Source organism: Micromonospora coriariae, assembly GCF_900091455.1.
In the GTDB taxonomy this organism is placed as follows: domain Bacteria; phylum Actinomycetota; class Actinomycetes; order Mycobacteriales; family Micromonosporaceae; genus Micromonospora; species Micromonospora coriariae.
The window spans coordinates 3,750,617-3,769,916 of record NZ_LT607412.1; the positions used below are offsets into that span (position 1 = coordinate 3,750,617).

The window sequence follows — 19,300 nt, forward strand, 5'->3', positions numbered from 1 at the left end:
GACAGTGAGCCCGGGCCACCCCGGTACGGGCGTGAGCGGGAACGGGAGCAGCAATGGCGCTCGGAGCGGTGGCGGAACCGCCGGTACGACGGCGAGGCAGTGACTACGCACAGTTGTCCCGACGGATCAGCCAGGCGGGTCTGCTCGAGCGGCGCCCCGGCTGGTACGTCGCCCGCATCCTGCTCACCCTCGGCGCCTTCGTGGCCGGCTGGGTCGCCGTGTTCCTCGTCGGCGACTCCTGGTGGCAGCTGCCGCTCGCGGCCGTGATGGCGGTCGCCACGACCCAGGTCGCGTTCCTCGGCCACGACGCCGGGCACCGCCAGATGTTCCGTCGACGCGGTCCCAGCGAGCTGGTGGGGCTGTTCGCCGGCAACATGGCGGTGGGGATCAGCTACGGCTGGTGGGTCGACAAGCACAACCGGCACCACGCCAACCCGAACCATGAGGACGAGGACCCGGACGTCGGCGCGGGAGCCCTGGTGTGGACGCCGGAGCAGGCGCTCGAGACCCGCGGGTTCGGCCGCTGGATGGCCAAGCGGCAGGCGTACTTCTTCTTCCCGATGCTGCTGCTCGAAGGGCTGAGCCTGCACGTGGCGAGCATCCGGGCGATCGTCGGCCGGGGACCGGACGGCCGGTACGCCACCCCGATGCGGCACCGGGCGGTCGAGGCCGGCCTGCTCCTCGTGCACACCGCCGGTTACGTGGCGCTGCTGCTGGCGGTCATGTCTCCGGGCAAGGCGTTGCTCTTCGCCGCCGTGCACCAGGCGCTGTGGGGCCTCTACATGGGCTGCGCGTTCGCGCCGAACCACAAGGGCATGCCGATGCCGACCGCCGAGGACGAGCTGGACTTCCTGCGCAAGCAGGTGCTGACCTCCCGCAACGTTCGGGGCAGCCGGTTCGTGGACACCGCGCTCGGTGGGCTCAACTACCAGATCGAGCACCACCTGTTCCCGAACATGCCCCGGGCCAACCTGCGCCGAGCCCAGCCGATCGTTCGCGCCTACTGCGCCGAGCAGGGCATCTCGTACGCCGAGACCGGGCTGGTCGAGTCGTACCGGCAGGCGCTCGGCCACCTGCACGAGGTGGGCCAGCCGCTGCGCGGCTGAGCGACGTACCTGGCGGGGGCGGTGCCGTAGGGCACCGCCCCCTTCGTCGTGCCGGGCCGTCCGACACCCCGCCACCGCTGGTCGATGCCGCTCGCCGGCCCCGGTAGGGTCGGCGCATGGCAGACCTGCTCACCGCGGAAGCGGTGCGAGAGAACCTGGGCGGGCTGACGGGCTGGTCCGGTGACGGCACCGGGATCACCCGCACGGTGGAGCTGCCCAGCTTCCCGGCGGCCATCGCCGTGGTGGACCGGGTGGCGACGGTGGCCGAGGCGCTCGACCACCATCCCGACATCGACATCCGATGGCGGACCCTGACCTTCCGCTGCGTCACGCACTCGGCCGGTGGGGTCACCCACCGTGACATCGAGCTGGCCGGGCGGATCGACGACATCCTCCGGAGTGCGGCATGAGATTCGAGATCAGCAAGGTGCTGGACGCCATCGAGGGCCGGGTCTGCACGGACCCGTCGTTGGCCCGGGCTGTGCTCGACCTGGCGGAGGTGATCCGCTACCAGGACCTCGACGGCGGCCGGCCGGCCAGCCTGCTGCGGCTCGGCATGGTCATCGACGCGCTCTCCCGTGAGCTGGAGGAGGACAGCGTCCAGGTCTACGCGGTGGTGCACCGGGCCCTGCTCTCCGACGCCGACCTCACCTCCAACGAGCGGATGGTGGTCCGGCGCTGGGCCGACGACGGGCTCGTCGAGGTGCTCGACAACCCGGGCGACCGGATGCTGGAGGTCGCCGACCTGCTCGGGCTGCCGGTGCTCAGCCGGGTCCGCTTCGACGGGCTGCGTGGGCGGTTCCCGTGGTTGGTCGAGCAGCCCGGTCGGGTGCTCGCCCCGGTGCCCGGCGCCGGCGGGCCAGCGTTCATCGCGCACGTCGGTGGCGGGCACGCGCCGGTCGCGGGCAAGCGCTCGCCGACCGGAGCCAAGCTGCTGGCCCGCCAGTGGCGCTGCCCGGAGTCGGGCTGTGCCCTGTTCGGCAGCGGTGGTGGGGGCGGCGCCTTCGCCGACCTGGCCGGAGGGGCGGACCGCAGCCCGGCCGGGCAGCCGCCGCCCGCGCTGCGCGGCGGCGTACCGACCTGCCCCCGGCACGGCGTACGGCTCGGTGACGGCGGTCCCCGGCCACGCAGCGAGGTGCTCGCGGTGCGGGTCGGCGGCCTGGTCCGGCGGCGCTTCGTGCTGACCGAGGACCAGCCGGTCGTGGCCGGCCGTGCACCCGAGCAGGACGGCGGGATCATGCTCGGGCAGTGGCTCAACGACGAGGCCCGGCGGTGGATCAGCCGGGGTCACGTCCACTTCGAGCTGCGGGTCGGCGAGGTCATCGTGACCGACGTGAGCACCAACGGCTCCGGCATCCGACCGGCCGGTTCGATGTCCGAGTCGGACCGGATCCCCCTGGCGCCGCAGCAGTCCCGGGTGTTGGGCGAGAACGACATGGTGGAGCTCTACCCCGGGGTGCAGATCGGCCGCGCGGAGGAGTTGCCGACCGGCGCCCCCTTTACCCCCACCTCGGTGATGGCCGAAGCCCCGACGATGGCCATGCGCCTACCCCGCGCCTAACCCCGCGCCCCCTGCCGGCGCCCGCGCCCGCGCCCGCCCCGCGCCCGCGCCCCCGCCTCGTCGATCTAGGGCATGTCGTCGCTGATTGATCTACAACCGCGACGATATGCCCTAGATCAACGGGGGTGGGGGCGGGGGGACGGGGGGGAGGGGGCGGGGGGAGGGGGGTTAGGCGGTGAGGACTGCTGCGAGTTGGGCTACCGCTAGGTCGATCTCCTCTTCGGTGATCACCAGTGGCGGGGCGAGTCGGATGGTGGAGCCGTGCGTGTCCTTGGCGAGCACGCCCCGCTCGGCGAGCCGCTCACACGCCTCCCGTCCGCTCATCAGCGCCGGGTCGATGTCCAGACCGGCCCAGAGACCGCGGACGCGTACCCCGACCAGGCCCTTGCCGATCAGACCCTCCAGGCCGGCGCGCAGCCGCTCGCCCAGCTCGGCCGAGCGGCGCTGGAACTCGCCGGTGGCCAGCAGCCGGACCACTTCGATCGCGACCGCGCAGGCCAGCGGGTTGCCACCGAAGGTGGAGCCGTGCTGGCCGGGCTTGAGCACGCCGAGCACGTCGGCGTTCGCGGCCACCGCGGAGACCGGCACGATGCCGCCGCCGAGCGCCTTGCCCAGCAGGTACATGTCCGGCACTACGCCCTCGTGGTCACAGGCGAAGGTCGCACCGGTACGCCCCAGACCGGACTGGATCTCGTCGGCGATGAAGAGCACGTTGCGATCGGTGCACACCTGGCGTACGCCCGGTAGGTAGCCGTCCGGCGGCACCACCACGCCCTGCTCGCCCTGGATCGGCTCCAGCAGCACGGCCACGGTGTTCTCGTCGATCGCGGCGGCCAGCGCGTCCAGGTCGCCGTACGGGACCACTGTGAAGCCCGGGGTGTACGGCCCGAAGTCGGCGCGGGCGTCCTCGTCGGTCGAGAAGCTCACGATGGTGGTCGTCCGGCCGTGGAAGTTGCCCTCGGCGACCACGATGTTGGCCTGGCCGGCGGGCACGCCCTTGACCTGGTAGCCCCACTTGCGGGCCACCTTGATCCCGGTCTCCACCGCCTCGGCGCCGGTGTTCATCGGCAGCACCAGGTCCTTGCCGCACAGCTCGGCCAGCTCCCGGCAGAAGTCGGCGAACTGGTCGTGGATGAAGGCCCGGCTGGTCAGCGTCAGCCGGTCCAGTTGCGCGTGCGCGGCGGCGATCAGCTGCGGGTGGCGGTGGCCGAAGTTGAGCGCGGAGTAGCCGGCCAGGCAGTCCAGGTAGCGCCGGCCGTCCACGTCGGTGAGCCAGGCGCCCTCGGCCGACGAGATCACCACCGGCAGCGGGTGGTAGTTGTGCGCTGTCCAGCGCTCGGCGTCTCGGACCGCTCCCGGCGTCCGCAGGATGTCATCCACGATCACTTGCTTGCCTTTCCCTGACGGAGTCGCAGCGTGCAACACTTCGGTCCGCCGCCGGCCTTACGCAGCTCGGACAGGTCGACACCGATGGTCTCGTAGCCTCGGTCGCGCAGCTTGGCGGCCAGGTCGGTGGCCTGCGCGGGCAGCACCACGTGCCGCCCGTCGCTTACCGCGTTCAGCCCCAGCACCTCGGCGTCGGCCATGGTGGCGTGCACGGCGTCGGGGAAGAGCCGGCGCAGCACGGCCTGGCTGCCGGGGGAGAACGCCTCGGGCAGGTATGCCACGGTCCGCTCGTCGAGCACGGTCAGCGCGGTGTCCAGGTGGTAGAAGCGCGGATCGACCAGCTGCATGGTGATCACCGGGTAGCCGAAGACCTCCTGCAACTGGGCGTGCGAGGCGTGTGCGGTGCGGAAACCGGTGCCGGCCAGCAGGTGGTCACCGGCAAGCAGGACGTCGCCCTCGCCCTCGTTGACGTGCTTCGGGTCGTACATCTCGAAACCGGCGGCCTCGAACCAGGCCCGGTAGGCCGGCGCCTCGTCGGCGCGCTGCGGGTCGCGGAACTGCACGGCCATCGCCTTGCCGTCGATCACGGTGCCGCCGTTGGCGGCGAAGACCATGTCGGGGAGGCCGGGCACCGGAGTGATCTCCTCGACGGTGTGGCCCAGGTCAAGATACGTCTGGCGCAGCTGCTCCCACTGCCGGACGGCCAGGGCGGCGTCGACCGGCGCGCTCGGGTCCATCCAGGGGTTGATCGCGTAGTCGACGGCGAAGTACGTCGGCCGGCACATCAACAGGCGCTGGCTGGTGGCGTCCATCGTCATTGTGGTGCTCCCAGGGGTCGGGCGCGCCCGGCCACCGTGGCCCACGGGCTGGCGCCGTTGCTCAACGGTATGCGGCGCCAGCGGCAGGATCCACCACCGAGGCTTGCGCGGGCCGAACATTCGTTGCGTGTGGCCGGTCTGCCGCTGCGATTCGTTGCGTGGATGGCTGGATGGACCCTGGAAACGCCCCGGGGCCCGGCGAACCGGACCCCGGATGCACTTCAGGGGCGGCGAACCGCCGCCCCTGAAAGGGTGTCGCCCGGCCGGTGAACCACCGGGAAGTTCGGGCTGCCGGCGAACCGCCGGTTTTGGCCGGTGCACCACCGGCGAGCGGGACAGTGCCCGCTAGAAACGATCGACAAACTGTGAGTCGAGCCACTCCCGGAACCGCTGCACCCAGTCGCCGTCGGTGGTCGGCCAGTCGAACTGACCGGTCATCGCCAGCACGCCGAGCACCACCGCGGCCAGCCCGATCAGCACGCCGAACAGCGCGTCGGTCTTGCCGGCGATGTGCCGGCGGCGGGTGGCGATCAGGCCGAGCACCGCAAGCACCGCGCCGAGGGCGCCGAGCCCGATGCCGTACCCGGCCAGGGTGCCGGTCAGCACGAAGAGCGCGCCGACGACCGCCACGATCAGGCCGAGGGTGGCGAGCAGGCTGGCCCGCGGCTTCGGGCCGCGCGTCACGGGCGCCTCCGGCGCGGTCCGGTCGGGGGTCGGCTCGACCGCCCGGTCGGTCGAGACCCGGTCCGTCGTGTCGGACCGACGGGTCGTACGGTCGGGCTCGGCGTCCCGGTCGGCGGTGCGCTCGGGGGCTGACACCGGGGCGGTGCCGGTTCGGGGCTCGGTCTCTGCCGGACGGGCGGTGGCGGCGCGGGCCACGGCCGCCCGCTCGCTCGCCCGCCGCTCGGCCTCGCCGGCCTGCTCGGCGGCCTCGCCGGCCTGCTCGGCGGGCGCGGCGGCACTGCGGTACGTCGTCTGATCGGCGTCCCGGTCGGTGACCGGGGTGTCTCGGCCGTCGATGCGGCCGTCGAGGTTCTCGTCCCGCGTCGGTGCCGGCTCGGACCGGCGGGACAGCGAAGGAATCCTGACCACAACACACCTCCTGATGAATGCGTGGTGGCCGACGGAACGGGTGGCACCCACGCGGTACCGCCCCGAAGTACCCAGGTGGGCGTTTCCTGACACCAGTTCCGGGTACGGCCCGGTTGGCTATCCTTGGCAGCCGTGCCAGAGGGACACACGATCCACCGCCTGGCGGCCCGGCACGCCGAGCTGTTCGCCGGGGACAAGCTGCACGCCGCCAGCCCGCAGGGCCGCTTCGCCGACGGCGCCGCCCGGCTCTCCGGCACCGTCCTGGAGGACACCGAGGCGTACGGCAAGCACCTGCTGCACCACTACGCCGGCGAGCTGACGCTGCACGTGCACCTCGGGCTGTACGGGAAGTTCACCGACGGGCCGGGGGAACCGCCCGAGCCGGTTGGTCAGGTACGGCTGCGGCTGGCCAGCGACCGGCACTGGCTCGATCTGCGTGGCCCGACCGCCTGCGAGCTGCTCACCCCGCCGGAGGTGTCCGCGCTGCGTGCCCGGCTCGGGCCGGACCCACTGCGCCCCGACGCCGACCCGGAGCGGGCGTACGCCCGGATCTCCCGCAGCCCGACGCCGCTGGCCGCCCTGCTGCTGGACCAGTCGGTGGTGGCCGGCACCGGGCTGATCTTCGTGACCGAGGCGCTGTTCCGGGCCGGGTTGCCGCCGACGCTGCCCGGCCGGCAGCTGACCCGCGCCGGTTGGGACACGCTCTGGGCCGATCTGGTCGGGCTGATGCGGCTCGCGGTCGAGCACGGCCGGATCGACACCGTGCGCGACGCGCACCTGCCGGAGGCGATGGGCCGTCCGCCCCGGGTGGACCGGCACGGCGGTGAGGTGTACGTCTACCGCCGCCCCGGCGCGCCCTGCCACGTCTGCGGCGGCGAGGTCAGTCGCGGTGAGCTGGCCGGCCGCAACCTCTACTGGTGCCGTACCTGCCAGGCCGCCTGACCGGCCCGGTGGCCGCGGCGGCGGTCGGTCACCGCTCGTCGAGCAGCCAGCGGACCACCTCGAGGTGGTGCCCGATGACCGCGTCGCCGTCGAGACTCCAGGCCAGCGTCTGACCGATCGTCCAGCCCCGGACCCGTTCCCGGTCCAGCCTCAGCTCCGCGCTGAGCCGGTCCAGCCGGTGCCGGACGGCGGCCGGCGAGTGGCCCAGCTCGCGGCCGCGCACCATCGGCGCCACCGAGAATTCCCGCTCGCCGGTGAGCGGCTTCGGGTCGATCACCAGCCATGGTTCCCGTTCGGCGGAGAGCACGTTGCCGGCGTGCAGGTCCTGATTGACAAGCACCTGCTCGCCCTGGCTCGACGCCAGTTCGGTGAGCAGGGCGACCGCCGCGTCGAGCAGCCGGCGCTCGTACGGCCGGCCGGCCCGTTCCCAGTTGCGGGGCATCCGGTCGATCCAGCCGGCGGCCTCCTCGGCGACCGGGGTGAACGGGGTGCCGGCCGGGCGCCAGAGCCGGGGGAGCAGCCCGGTCAGCACGTCAAGCGCCCGGTCGGGGGGCAGCTCGTGCAGCGGACTGCCGGGTCGACAGCGCTCCAGCAGCAGTGCCCGGCGCCGCGGATCGTGCCCGAGCAGCCGGATCGCCCCGTCGCCGTCCCACCGGGCCAGGGCGTCGGCCTCGTGCCGGCTCTCCCGGTCGGGGTACTGGAGCTTGAGGACCACCGCCGTACCGTCGGGCAGTTCGGCCGGAAGCGCCAGGGAGGCGAAGGCGTACCCGAAGGGCTGCCCGAGCCTCAGCGACCACCGCTCGGCGCACTCGGCCAGCCAGGTGGGGAGCGTGGCCAGCCAGGCCCGGCCATCCGGCGACCGGCGTAGCCAGGCGAGCCCCTCGGGCAGTTCCATCCGGTCATCCTGGATCACCCGCCGGCACCTCGCTGTCCGGGGCCGGGCGCGCGGTTGGCGGTGTGACGAAGCAGAATTGACAGCCGACCGGCCGCCGGAGCAGGGTGGAGGTGAGACAACGATGTCAACGGGCAAATGGGGGAAACGGTACCCATGATTCGTCTCGCCCGCCGACTCTGGCCATATGTCCCTTCCCTACTCGACGGTGACCAGCTGAGATGACCGACGTGCCCCGATCCGCAGCCGAATCGATCCCTGCTCCGGCAGGATCACCCGACCTGCCCGACCTTGATCTGTTCCTCGCCGACCAGACCCACACGCTGCTCGACACGGCGCGGCGGGCGGTCCGGCCCGAGGGCGGCTTCTGGTGGCTGACCGACGACCGCACCCCGGACCGCAGCGAGCCGCTGCACACCTGGATCACCTGCCGGATGACCCACGTGTCCGCTCTCGCCTACCGCAACGGCGATCCGGAGGCGGCCGCCCTGGTCGACCACGGCGTCGCCGCGCTCAGCACGCTGCTGCGCGACGACCGGTACGGCGGCTGGTTCGCCGCCGTCGACCAGCAGGGCACGCCGACCAACGAGCGCAAGGCCGGGTACGACCACGCGTTCGTGCTGCTCGCCGCGTCCGGCGCGGCGCGCGCCGGGCGGCCCGGCGCGGACCGGCTCCTCGACGACGCCCTGGCCGTGGTGCGGGACCGGTTCTGGGACGCCGAGGTCGGCGCGGTCCGCGAATCCTGGAACCGGGACTGGACGGTCACCGAGGACTACCGGGGCGCGAACAGCAGCATGCACATGGTCGAGGCGTTCCTCGCCGCCGCGGCCGCCACCGGCGACGCGAGCTGGACCGACCGGGCGCTGCGGATCGGCACCCACCTGGTGCACGGCGAGGGCGCCCGGCACGACTGGCGGCTGCCCGAGCACTTCACCGCCGACTGGACTCCGCTCCCCGACTACAACCGGGACCGGCCCGCCGACCCCTTCCGGCCGTACGGCTCGACCATCGGGCACTGGCTGGAATGGGCCCGGCTGCTGCTGGAGTTGGAGGCCGTCCTGCCGCAGCCGCCGCGCTGGCTGCTCGCCGACGCCCGCGCCCTGTTCGCCGCCGCCGTACGCCGGGGCTGGGCGGTGGATGGCGCCGACGGCTTCGTCTACACCATCGACTGGGACGACCGGCCCGTCGTCCGCTCCCGGATGCACTGGGTGCTGGCCGAGGCGATCGGGGCGGCGATCACCCTGCACCGGCGCACCGGGGACGCGGTCTACGCCGACTGGTACCGGGTGTTCTGGGCGTACGCGCGCCACCACCTGATCGACGACGCCGGGTGGCGGCACGAGTTGGACCCGCGGAACCAGCCCGCCGGCACGGTCTGGCACGGCCGGCCGGACGTCTACCACGCGTACCAGGCCGTGCTGCTGTCCCGCTCGGCCGACGCGCTCGGCGGCCCCGGCCCGCTCGCCCCGGGCGAGGTGCCGGCGTGATCGTGGTGGCGGGTGAGGCGCTGATCGACCTGGTGGTCACCGCCGAGGGGCAGCGGGCGGTGCCCGGCGGCTCGCCGGCGAACGTGGCGGTCACGCTGGCCCGGCTCGAGCAGCCGGTGCGGCTGCTGGCCCGGCTCGGCAGCGACGAGTACGGCCGGCAGCTGGCCGAGCACCTGAGCGCCAATCAGGTGGACCTGGACTGGGCGGTCCGCGCCGAGCAGCCGACCTCGGTGGCGGTGGCCACCCTGAACGCCACCGGGCAGGCCAGCTACGAGTTCCGGCTGGCCGGCACGGCGGACTGGCAGTGGACGCCGCAGGAGTTGCCCCAGCTGGCCGGGTCGCCGGCGACGGCCCTGCACACCGGGTCACTCGCGCTGGCGCTGGCGCCGGGCGCGCAGGTCCTGGAGGACCTGCTGGCCCGCGAACGCCGCCGGGACGGGCTCACCGTCTCGATCGACCTCAACCTGCGCCCGAGCATCGTCACCGACCGGGCGGCGGAGCAGGCGCGGGTGCGGCGCCAGGTGCGCCTCGCGCACCTGGTCAAGGCCAGCGACGAGGACCTGGCCTGGCTCTACCCGGATCGGACGGTGTCCGATGTGCTGGCCGAGTGGCGCGAGGCCGGGGTGTGCTGCGCGGTGGTGACCCGGGGTGCCGACGGCGCCTGGCTGCTCGCCCCGGACGGCTCGCTGCACGAGGAGCCGGCGGTGCCCACGACCGTGGTCGACACCGTCGGCGCCGGCGACGCGTTCACCGGCGGCCTGCTGGCCGCGCTGGCCGATCTCGACGCCCTCGGTGACCGACCGGCCGACCGGCTCGCCGCGCTGACCCCGGCACAGTGGGCCATGGTGTCCCGGCAGGCCGCCCTGGTGGCCGCGCTGACCTGCGCCCGCCGCGGAGCCGACCCGCCCCGCCGGGCGGAGGTCGCGGCCCTGCTCGAGGCGTGACCGCAAGCGGGTCGATCACGGAGTTGTGGTGGGCGTTCGACAGCACTTCGCGGCATACGCCAAACGCCACAACTCCATGATCGACGCCGCTCAGGCGGCCGGCGGGGTCAGGCCGCGGTGTAGGAGGCGGGTGGGGAGCACGGTGGTCGACGGTGGGGAGTCGTCACCGGCGATCCTCCGGAACAGCCGCTCGCTGGCGATCCGGGCCAGCTCCCGGGTGTCGTAGCCGACGACGGTGAGCGGCCGGGGCATCAGGTGGGCCAACTCGAAGTCGTCGAAGCCCACCAACGCGGCGTCGCTGCCCCGCCTGTGCAGCTCCTGCAGGGCGCCGACGGTGAGCCGGTTGTTGCCGCAGAAGAACGCGGTGGGCGGGTCCGCGAGGTCGAGCAGCTCAGCGACCGCCCGACCGGCCTCCTCCGGTGCGATGAGCCGGTCGCGGACCAGCGACTCGTCGGGCTCGATACCGGCGTCGTCCAGCGCCGCCCGGGCGCCGGCCAGCCGCTCACGAATGGTGGGCACGGTCGGCGCACCGAGCAGGACACCCACCCGGCGGTGCCCCTCGTCGAGCAGTGCTCTCACCCCGGCGCGGCTGCCACCCTGGTTGTCCAGCAGTACGGCGTCCGCGAGCAGCCCCTGCGGCGGCCGGTCCAGGAAGACCACAGGCATGCCCAGCTCGACCTCGCGGCGCAGGAACGAGTGGTCCGGGCCGGCCGGCACCACCAGCAGCCCGTCGACCCTGCGCTGGGTGAAATCCTGGAGCAGGGCGCGTTCCCGCTCCGGGTCCTCCTCGGAGGAGGCGGTGATCAGCATTGTCCCGTGCGCGGCGGCGATCTCGGCGGCGACGCTGGCGATGGTGGCGTAGAACGGGTTGGCGATCTCCTCGATGAGCAGCCCGACGGTGGCGTTGAGCTGCCGGGAACGCAGGTTGCGGGCGATGTCGTTGCGCCGGAAACCCAGCTCGGCGATGGCGGCCAGCACCCGGCCGACCAGCTCCTGCCCCACCGGCTCGTCGTTGACCACCCGGGAGACGGTTTTCAGGCTGACCCCGGCGTGCCGGGCCACGTCGACCATGGTCGGGCGTCGGCGCGTGGTCGGCCGGGTCGGGGTCTGCGTCACGGGGTGGTCCTCCACGGGCGGCGCGGGTCAGCGGTCGACGGCGGCGAGCACGTCGACGGCTTTTCGGGCGGCGATCAGCACCGGGTCCCACGCCGGCGCGTACGGCGGAGCGTAGCCCAGGTCGAGCGCTGTCATATCGTCCACCGTCATGCCGTTCCACAGGGCCACGGCCAGCGTGTCGATCCGTTTGGCCGCCTCGGACCAGCCGACGATCTGCGCGCCGAGCAGTCGCCCGCTCGGTCGCTCGGCGATCAGTTTGACTGTCATCCGCCGGGCACCGGGGTAGTAGCCGGCCCGGTTGGTCGACTCCGCGATCACGGAGATGAAGTCGAAGCCGGCCGCGGTGGCGTCCCGCTCGCGCAGGCCGGTCCGGCCCACCTCCAGGTCGCAGACCTTCGTGACGGCCGTGCCGATCACGCCCATGAAGGTGGCATACCCGCCGCCGATGTTGATCCCGGCAACCCGGCCCTGCTTGTTGGCGTGCGTGCCCAGCGGTATGTGCACCGGCATCCCGCTGACCCGGTGCAGTGTCTCCACGCAGTCGCCCGCCGCCCAGACACCGGGCAGACCGGGCACCCGCATCCGGCGGTCCACCCGGACGGCGCCGGTCGGCCCGAGCGGTATCCCGGCCGCCTCGGCGAGCGCGGCGTTCGGGCGTACGCCCAGACCCAGGACCACGACGTCGGTCGGGATCGGCCCCTCGGCGGTGACCACCGCGGATACCCGGCCGTTCCGCTGTTCCAGGCCGGTCACCCGCAGGTCGGTGCGGATCGTGACGCCCAGGCCGCGCATCGCCTCGGCGACCAGCTCGGCCATGTCACCGTCCACGGTCGCCATGGGCTGGGCGCCCGCCTCGACCAGGGTGACGGAGAGGCCGCGCTGGATCAGGGCCTCGGCCATCTCGACGCCGATGTACCCGCCGCCGACGACCACCGCCCGGCGCGGCTGCGGCTCGCCGTCCAGCCAGTCGCGCAGTGCCGCCCCGTCGTCGAGGGTCTGTATGCCGAACACGCCGCCCGCGTCGGTGTCCGCCCACGACGGCTTCACCGGTACCGCGCCGGCCGCGTACATCAGCTCGTCGAAGCGCTCGCGGACCTCGCCGCCCTGCTCCAGGTCCCGGGCGATCACCTCGCGGCGCTCCAGGTCGATTGCCGTCACCTCGTGGCGGGTCCGCACGTCGATGGCGTACTCGGTGCGGAACGTCTCCGGGGACCGGGCGATCAACTGCTCGGGGTCGGACACCAGGCCGCTGATCCAGTACGGGATGCCGCACGCCGAGTAGGAGGTGAAGTGGCCGCGTTCGAAGACCACGATCTCCAGATCGTCACGGCCACGGCGGCGTCGGGCCTGGGACGCCGCCGACATGCCGGCGGCGTCCCCGCCGATGACGATCAGCCGTTGCGCCACGGGACCATCCTGTCACGCGCTGCTCAGCCGCGGGTCTGCCGCGCCACGTCCTGCACGACGTCGATGAGGCGCCCGGTGCGGGCGAACACCGCCCGCTGCCGCGCCGCGCCGCTGCCGTGCCGGCGCAGCCCGCTCAGCAGGTCGGTCACCTCGGCCCAGTCACCGTGCTGCTCCAGCGCCGGTCGCATGCGTTCCACGAACCGGTCCAGCAGCTCCCAGGCCGGGCGCAGCTCGCCGGTGGTGACGTCGACGCCGTCACCTTCCAGGCCGTCGTGGGCGGCCCGCCAGTGCGCGCCGACCAGCAGGTGGTGGTCGGTCCGCAACGCCGGCCGGCCGGCTTCGACGTCCGCCATGGCGGTGGCCACCAGGGCCCGGACCAGCGCGGCGACCAGCACCGCGTCGTCGACCGACGGGCAGACGTCGCCGATCCGCAGCTCCACGGTCGGGTACTTCGCCGACAGCCGGGCGTACCAGTAGAGCATCCCCTCGTCGAGCATCACCCCGCTGGCGATCAGCTGGCGGATCAGCCGCTCGTAGTGTTCGTGCGACTCCAGCCAGGGTGTCGGCGCCACCGACGGCCACCGTTCCCACTCCACCGACCGCCAGCTGGCGTAGCCGGTGTCCTCACCGCGGGCGAACGGAGAGTTGGTCGTCACTGCGTGCAGCATCGGCAGCCAGGGCCGGACGTGGTTGAGCACCTGCACGCCGGTCTCCGGGTCGGGCACGCCCACGTGCACGTGCATGCCGTTGTTGCCGGGGCCGGGGACGAGCAGCCGGAACCGTTCGATCATCCGGTCGAAGCGGGGCTTGTCCACCACCGGCGGCACCGGGCCGTCCACCGGCCCGGTGCCGATGGCCAGCAGCCGTACGCCGGCCCGCTCGGCGGCGTCGGCGAGCGCACGGCGCAGCACGGCGAGGGAGTGCCGGATCGAGGAGAGTTCGAGGCCGGGCGGGCTGCCGATCTCGATCTGGCTGGTCTGGAACTCCCGCTCCACCTGCCCGCGCAGCTCCGCCGGCACCTGCTCGAGGACCAGGTCGACGGCGGGTACCGCGGCCCCGGTGTGCGGGTCGACGAGCAGGAACTCCTCCTCGACACCCACGGTGCGCAATTCGGTCCCCGCGGTCGTCCCGCTGGGCGCCTCCGCCACCTGGCCGGTCATCGACACCACCGTCCGTTCCTGCCGATCGCGGTCCGTCCGCGTCGGTCGGCCGCTTGGTTACCCACCGTGGCGATGACGGGAAACGTGGCGACAGCGCGTCGACACCGCGTGTCGGGCGGCACCGCGCGTCGCGCTCCGCGTGTCGGCCCGACCCGGCTGGCGGTGATTCGATCGGTTGGCGTGACTCCGGGTCCTAGGCTGGACCCGTGCCGGTGCCGCTGGGGCTTTTCGGGGTTGCGTGGGTCTCCGTGCTCGCGCAGCTCACCCTGCTCGCGGTGCGCCCGGCTGACCTGCTCGCCGGCGCCGCGTTGACCGCGCTGGTGCTGCTGGCCGTACTGCTCGCGGCGCGGGTGCCGGGCCGCTCGGGCGTGCCGGGCGTCGCCCGGCGCTGGACCGGTCTGCGAGCCCGCTCCCGTGGTCGCCGGGTGCCCCGGCAGGTCGACCCGGACGCCGCCGGCCGGCCCCGCCCCCGCGCGCCCGGGCACCCCTCGGTCGCGTAGCGCCACGCCGCCGCGCGGCCGATCCCGCCGCCATCGGTTCTCCCGTCGGGCGGACGCCGCCGGGGGAGGACCCACCGGAATCGGACCGAGGGGTATCCCATGCTCGCCTTCGCACCACTGCACGGCGTGGTCGGCGCCGCCGGCACCGCGCTGTCCTGGCTCACCGATCTGCTCGAACCGCTGGCCGGCGGCATGGCGACCGCCGCCGCCATCGTGCTGCTCACCATCGCCGTGCGGCTGCTGATCTCGCCGCTCACCGTCGCCCAGGTCCGCGGGGAGCGGCGCCGCGCGGCGCTCGCCCCGCAGGTGCGTGACCTCCAGCGGCGGTACGCCGACGACCCGACGAAGCTCCAGAGCGAGCTGTTCGCGCTGTACCGCTCGGCCGGCGCCAACCCGATCGCCGGCTGCCTGCCGTTGCTGCTCCAGGCGCCGTTCCTGCTCGTTCTGTACCGGCTGTTCACCACAGGTGAGGGCGGCACCGGGCTGCTCCAGGAGCGGTTGGCCGGGGTGCCGTTGGGCCAGCACCTCGGCGACGGGCTGGCCGGGGCCGCCGGTCCACTCTTCGCCCTGCTGCTGGCCGCGCTGCTGGTGTTGGCCTGGTGGTCGTCGCGGCGGGCCCGCCGGGCGTCGGCGGCGGTCGGCACGGTGGCCGGTACGCCCGCCGAGGGGCCGGGTGCGGCGACGCTCGGCTGGCTGCTGCCCCTGCTGCCGTTCACGACTGTGCTGGTGGCGTTGGTGCTGCCGCTCGCGGCGGTCATCTACCTGGTGACCACGACCGCCTGGTCGGCCCTGGAGCAGGTGGTGCTCCGACGGCCGCAGGCGGCTCCGGCGAGCGCCGACACAGATCGACGTTGACAACTGTTCCGAGGGGACGTACAACTCTGAGAGAGCGCTCTCTCGACCCGTCCCCGCAGAGAGGCACGTCCATGTCACCTCCACCGGCGGCCACCGCCGCCCCGCCCGTCCGACGCCGCGTGCTGGCGTCCGTCCTGCTCGTCGCCACCACCACCGCCCTGGCCGGCGTCACCGTCACCGCGCAGGCCGCAGTACCGCCACCCCCGGCCGGCTGGAGCACCGTCTGGAGCGACGACTTCACCGGCGCCGCCGGCACCCTGCCGTCGGCGGCCAACTGGATCATCGACACCGGCCACAACTATCCCGGCGGCCCGGCCAACTGGGGCACCGGAGAAATCCAGAACTACACCGCCAGCACCGCCAACGTCAGCCACGACGGCGGTGGCAACCTGCGGATCACGCCGTTGCGCGACGGCGGGGGCGGCTGGACCTCCGCCCGGATCGAGACCGTACGGAGCGACTTCAAAGCCCCGGCCGGCGGTGTGCTGGCCATCGAGGGCCGGATCCAGATGCCGAACGTCACCGGCGCCGCGGCGGCCGGCTACTGGCCGGCGTTCTGGGCGCTCGGCGCGCCCTACCGGGGCAACTACCAGAACTGGCCGGGCATCGGCGAGTTCGACGTGATGGAGAACGTCAACGGCATCAACTCGGTCTGGGGAGTGCTGCACTGCGGCGTCGCCCCGGGCGGGCCGTGCGACGAGTTCAACGGCATCGGCGCGTCCCGGGCCTGCCCGGGCGCCAGTTGCCAGTCCGCGTTCCACACCTACCGGTTCGAGTGGGACGCCTCCATCAGCCCGCAGCAACTGCGCTGGTACGTCGACGGGCAGCTGTACCACACAGTTACGCAGAGTCGGGTCGGCGAGCCCGCCTGGTCGCAGATGACCTCGCACGCCGGCTACTTCCTGCTGCTCAACGTGGCGATGGGCGGGGCGTTCCCGAACGGCGTGGCGGGCGGCGGCACGCCGACCGCGGCGACCGTTCCCGGCCGGCCGATGCTTGTCGACTACGTGGCGGTGTACCGCCGCGGCGGCGGAACCACCCCGCCGCCCACCACCCCGCCGCCCACCAGCCCGCCGCCCGGCGGCACGAGGGACGCGTACGGGCAGATCCAGGCCGAGGCGTTCAACGGGCAGAACGGGGTGCTCGTGGAGGCGTGCGCGGAGGGCGGCCAGAACATCGCCGCGCTGCGCAACGGCGACTGGGCGCGCTACGACAACGTCGAGTTCGGCTCCGCCGGACCCCGGGACTTCGTCGCCCGGGTGGCCTCCGGTGCGGGTAGCGGCGCGAGTGGGCTGGTCGAGGTGCGGTTGGACAGCCAGACCGCCGCGCCGATCGGCAGCTTCGCGATCGGCAACACCGGCGGCTGGCAGAGCTGGCGCTCGGTGCCCGGCAACGTCAGCGGGGTGACCGGCCGGCACACCGTCTACCTCACCTTCACCAGCGGGCAGCCCAACGACTTCGTCAACGTCAACTGGTTCACCTTCCGCCGCTGAGGCGGACCGTCCGGGTCGCCCGCCGCATGGTCGCGGCGGGCGACCCATTTATCTGCGTCGACCCCTGGACATAAACAGTTAACTATCTTAATAATAAGCACACGTTGACGTCCATGGATGCTCACCCGGCGCCCGCGCGGGCGCCGGCACCACCCGCCCGCGCGGCCGGCGTCGCCCGATCGGGCGGGCGGAACCCCCACCACCCCGGTCCCTGGAGGCCACCGTGAAACTCCGATCCCCCCGCGCGGCGACGTTCGCCGTCGCGCTGGCCGCCGCCCTGGTCGCGGCCACCGTCGTGGCGCCGCCGGCCGCGTCGGCGGCCACCGCCGCCTTCGTCCGCACAGCCAGCTGGAGCAGCGGGTACGAAGCCAAGTTCACCGTCACCAACAACACGTCCACCGCGATCACCTCGTGGAACGTCCAGTTCGACCTGCCCGCCGGCAGCACCGTCGGCTCGGCCTGGGACGCGGTGGTGAGCAGCTCCGGTCAGCACGTGACCGCCCGCAACCAGTCCTGGAACGGCGCTCTGGCGGCCGGAGGGAGCACCTCGTTCGGCTTCATCGTCGCCGGCACCGGTGATCCCACCAACTGCACGGTCAACGGCTCGCCCTGTGCGGGCGGTCCGACCATCCCGCCGGGCGCCCCCGCCACCCCCGGCGGCCTGCGCGTCACCGGCAGCACCAGCTCGGCGGTCTCGCTCGTCTGGAACGCGGTCGGCGGCACGGCGACCGGCTACCGGGTGTACGAGGGGTCGAGCGTCCGCGCCACCGTCACCGGCACCTCGGCCACCGTCTCCGGGCTGGCCGCCTGCTCGGCGCACAGTTACACGGTCGCCGCGTACAACTCGTCCGGGGAGTCGGCGCGCTCGGCGGCCGTCGCCGCGAGCACCACCGGCTGCACCGGCGGCGGCGGTTCGATGGCCGCGGCGCCCTACCTGTACCCGGGTTGGGGTGACCCTCCCGCGCCGGCGACGGTCATGTCGGCGACCGGCGTGAAGTGGTTCACCATCGCGTTCGTGCTCTCCGGTGGCGGCTGCACCCCGGCCTGGGACGGCGGCGGCCCGCTGGCCGGCGGCGCGCACGCCAGCACCATCGCGGCCATCCGGGCGGCCGGCGGCGACGTGATCCCGTCCATCGGCGGCTGGAGCGGCAACAAGCTCGGCCCGAACTGCTCCTCCGCGAGCGCCCTCGCCGGCGCGTACCAGCAGGTGATCAACGCGTTCGGACTCCGGGCGATCGACATCGACATCGAGAACAGCGACGAGTTCGAGAACGAGGTGGTGCAGGACCGGATCCTGGGCGCGCTCAAGATCGTCAAGCAGAACAACCCGGGGCTGAAGACCATCGTCACGTTCGGCACCACTACCACCGGGCCGTCGTACTACGGCACCCGGCTGATCAACCAGGCCGCCGCGCTCGGCGCCAACATCGACACCTTCACCATCATGCCGTTCGATTTCGGCGGCGGGGCCAACATGTACCAGAGCACGATCAACGCCGCCGAGGGGCTGAAGAACACGCTGAAGACCGCTTTCGGCTGGTCCGACGCGACGGCGTACGCGCACATGGGCATCTCCGGGATGAACGGGCTCTCCGACCAGCAGGAACTCACCACACCGGCCACCTGGACCCAGATCCGGGACTGGGCGAAGGCGCGTGCGCTGTCCCGGTTCACCTTCTGGGCGGTCAACCGGGACCGGCCGTGCCCCGGCGGGGGAGTGGTGTCCAACTGCTCCGGCATCGCGCAGAGCACCTGGGAGTTCACCTCGATCACCGCCCAGTTCGGCTGAGCGGAGCCGCGGATCAGCGACCGGCGGTCACCGACCGCCGGTCGTCGCGCGTCCGGCGGCGGCGGACCTTGCGGATCACCCAGCCGACCACCATGACGACGAAGACCGCGACGATCGCGTAGTTGAACCAGTCGCTGTACCGCTCGACGTCCTGCCAGCGGCTGCCGAGCGCGTAACCGGAGCCGACGATGAGGGTGTTCCACACCCCGCTGCCGATCGTGGTGAGCAGGATGAACTCGCCCAGCCGCATCCGGTTCGCCCCGGCCGGGACGGAGACCAGGCTGCGGACCACGGGCACGACGCGGCCGATCAGCACCGCCCACCGGCCGTGCCGTTCGAACCAGCGGTCGGCCTTCTCCAGGTCGTCGGCGTCCACCAGCGGGATGCGGTCCAGCCAGCGCTTGAGCCGCTCCTCGCCCAGCGCCGCGCCGAGCCAGTAGAGCACCAGCGCGCCGGCCAGCGAGCCGACCGTCGCGGCCAGCACCACGAGCACCACGTTGAACCGGCCCTCGCTGGCCAGGTAGCCGGCGAGCGCCAGCACGATCTCGCTGGGAATGGGCGGGACGATGCTCTCCAGCGCCACCAGCAGCGCGACGCCGACCGGCCCCATCCCCTCGATCACGGTGGCCACCCAACCGGTCAACCCGGTGAACCTGGCCGGGTCGACATTCTGGGCGAGCGCCATGATCGTCCTTCCGGGTCGGCGGCCGGGGATCAGATGGTCATACCCGATCGGCGTCCCGCCACACCCG

Annotated in this window: 18 protein-coding genes; 10 read left to right on the forward strand and 8 right to left on the reverse strand. The window is 73.2% G+C overall.

Annotation, left to right across the window (positions count from 1 at the left end; translation table 11 throughout):
* The first annotated feature begins 53 nt into the window (after positions 1 to 53).
* The 3 genes from GA0070607_RS17610 to GA0070607_RS17620 all read left to right on the forward strand — a co-directional run bounded on the left by GA0070607_RS17610 (position 54) and on the right by GA0070607_RS17620 (position 2,667).
* Positions 54 to 1,106 (forward strand): fatty acid desaturase family protein, encoded by a 1,053-nt coding sequence (locus GA0070607_RS17610; protein WP_089019181.1) that lies wholly within the window; start codon positions 54 to 56, stop codon positions 1,104 to 1,106.
* Between the two features lie 116 nt (positions 1,107 to 1,222).
* Positions 1,223 to 1,516 carry a 4a-hydroxytetrahydrobiopterin dehydratase gene (locus tag GA0070607_RS17615; RefSeq protein WP_089019182.1) on the forward strand — a complete coding sequence of 98 codons (294 nt, stop codon included), beginning with the start codon at positions 1,223 to 1,225 and terminating at the stop codon, positions 1,514 to 1,516.
* Positions 1,513 to 2,667: an FHA domain-containing protein gene (locus GA0070607_RS17620; RefSeq protein ID WP_089019183.1), complete on the forward strand. Its 1,155-nt coding sequence runs from the start codon at positions 1,513 to 1,515 to the stop codon at positions 2,665 to 2,667. The genes GA0070607_RS17615 and GA0070607_RS17620 overlap by 4 nt, the downstream gene beginning before the upstream one ends.
* Positions 2,668 to 2,835: 168 nt before the next feature.
* Here GA0070607_RS17620 and rocD read toward each other — a convergent pair whose 3' ends face one another.
* The 3 genes from rocD to GA0070607_RS17635 form a co-directional block, all read right to left on the reverse strand.
* Positions 2,836 to 4,050, reverse strand: a complete 1,215-nt coding sequence (gene rocD, locus GA0070607_RS17625) for an ornithine--oxo-acid transaminase (RefSeq protein WP_172899198.1) — start codon at positions 4,048 to 4,050, stop codon at positions 2,836 to 2,838.
* Positions 4,050 to 4,865 carry a dimethylargininase gene (gene ddaH / locus GA0070607_RS17630; RefSeq protein ID WP_172899199.1) on the reverse strand — a complete coding sequence of 272 codons (816 nt, stop codon included), beginning with the start codon at positions 4,863 to 4,865 and terminating at the stop codon, positions 4,050 to 4,052. The genes rocD and ddaH overlap by 1 nt, the downstream gene beginning before the upstream one ends.
* 351 nt (positions 4,866 to 5,216) lie before the next feature.
* Positions 5,217 to 5,963, reverse strand: coding sequence for a DMT family transporter (locus GA0070607_RS17635; RefSeq protein ID WP_231931236.1), 747 nt, complete (start codon positions 5,961 to 5,963; stop codon positions 5,217 to 5,219).
* 132 nt (positions 5,964 to 6,095) lie between these two features.
* Here GA0070607_RS17635 and GA0070607_RS17640 point away from each other — a divergent pair, with 132 nt between their 5' ends.
* Positions 6,096 to 6,905: an Fpg/Nei family DNA glycosylase gene (locus GA0070607_RS17640; protein ID WP_089019186.1), complete on the forward strand. Its 810-nt coding sequence runs from the start codon at positions 6,096 to 6,098 to the stop codon at positions 6,903 to 6,905.
* Positions 6,906 to 6,933: 28 nt separating this feature from the next.
* Here the strand turns inward: GA0070607_RS17640 and GA0070607_RS17645 are convergent, their stop codons facing one another.
* Positions 6,934 to 7,818, reverse strand: coding sequence for an aminoglycoside phosphotransferase family protein (locus tag GA0070607_RS17645; protein WP_231929968.1), 885 nt, complete (start codon positions 7,816 to 7,818; stop codon positions 6,934 to 6,936).
* Between the two features lie 200 nt (positions 7,819 to 8,018).
* On the opposite strand from GA0070607_RS17645, the gene GA0070607_RS17650 reads away from it, so the two are divergent.
* The gene (locus GA0070607_RS17650; protein WP_089019188.1) at positions 8,019 to 9,284 is read left to right on the forward strand and encodes an AGE family epimerase/isomerase; all 1,266 of its coding nucleotides are present in this window, start codon (positions 8,019 to 8,021) and stop codon (positions 9,282 to 9,284) included.
* A complete protein-coding gene (locus GA0070607_RS17655) occupies positions 9,281 to 10,228 on the forward strand; it encodes a carbohydrate kinase family protein (protein WP_089019189.1) in 948 nt (315 codons plus the stop codon). Before GA0070607_RS17650 ends, GA0070607_RS17655 begins: the two co-directional genes overlap by 4 nt.
* A 90-nt stretch (positions 10,229 to 10,318) precedes the next feature.
* Here GA0070607_RS17655 and GA0070607_RS17660 read toward each other — a convergent pair whose 3' ends face one another.
* The 3 genes from GA0070607_RS17660 to GA0070607_RS17670 all read right to left on the reverse strand — a co-directional run bounded on the left by GA0070607_RS17660 (position 10,319) and on the right by GA0070607_RS17670 (position 13,911).
* The gene (locus GA0070607_RS17660) at positions 10,319 to 11,299 is read right to left on the reverse strand and encodes a LacI family DNA-binding transcriptional regulator (protein ID WP_089021906.1); all 981 of its coding nucleotides are present in this window, start codon (positions 11,297 to 11,299) and stop codon (positions 10,319 to 10,321) included.
* A 72-nt stretch (positions 11,300 to 11,371) separates the two neighbouring features.
* Positions 11,372 to 12,751, reverse strand: coding sequence for an FAD-dependent oxidoreductase (locus GA0070607_RS17665; RefSeq protein ID WP_089019190.1), 1,380 nt, complete (start codon positions 12,749 to 12,751; stop codon positions 11,372 to 11,374).
* A gap of 23 nt (positions 12,752 to 12,774) precedes the next feature.
* A complete protein-coding gene (locus GA0070607_RS17670; protein ID WP_172899054.1) occupies positions 12,775 to 13,911 on the reverse strand; it encodes a carboxylate-amine ligase in 1,137 nt (378 codons plus the stop codon).
* Between the two features lie 206 nt (positions 13,912 to 14,117).
* On the opposite strand from GA0070607_RS17670, the gene GA0070607_RS17675 reads away from it, so the two are divergent.
* The 4 genes from GA0070607_RS17675 to GA0070607_RS17690 all read left to right on the forward strand — a co-directional run bounded on the left by GA0070607_RS17675 (position 14,118) and on the right by GA0070607_RS17690 (position 18,548).
* Positions 14,118 to 14,411: a DUF6412 domain-containing protein gene (locus GA0070607_RS17675; RefSeq protein WP_231929969.1), complete on the forward strand. Its 294-nt coding sequence runs from the start codon at positions 14,118 to 14,120 to the stop codon at positions 14,409 to 14,411.
* A gap of 99 nt (positions 14,412 to 14,510) precedes the next feature.
* A complete protein-coding gene (locus GA0070607_RS17680; protein WP_089019192.1) occupies positions 14,511 to 15,266 on the forward strand; it encodes a YidC/Oxa1 family membrane protein insertase in 756 nt (251 codons plus the stop codon).
* A gap of 71 nt (positions 15,267 to 15,337) precedes the next feature.
* Entirely contained in the window at positions 15,338 to 16,759 is a 1,422-nt protein-coding gene (locus GA0070607_RS17685) for a carbohydrate-binding protein (protein ID WP_089019193.1), read from the forward strand.
* Between the two features lie 223 nt (positions 16,760 to 16,982).
* Positions 16,983 to 18,548: a cellulose binding domain-containing protein gene (locus GA0070607_RS17690; protein WP_089019194.1), complete on the forward strand. Its 1,566-nt coding sequence runs from the start codon at positions 16,983 to 16,985 to the stop codon at positions 18,546 to 18,548.
* A gap of 13 nt (positions 18,549 to 18,561) precedes the next feature.
* Here GA0070607_RS17690 and GA0070607_RS17695 read toward each other — a convergent pair whose 3' ends face one another.
* Positions 18,562 to 19,233, reverse strand: a complete 672-nt coding sequence (locus tag GA0070607_RS17695; protein WP_089019195.1) for a DedA family protein — start codon at positions 19,231 to 19,233, stop codon at positions 18,562 to 18,564.
* Positions 19,234 to 19,300 lie beyond the last annotated feature (67 nt).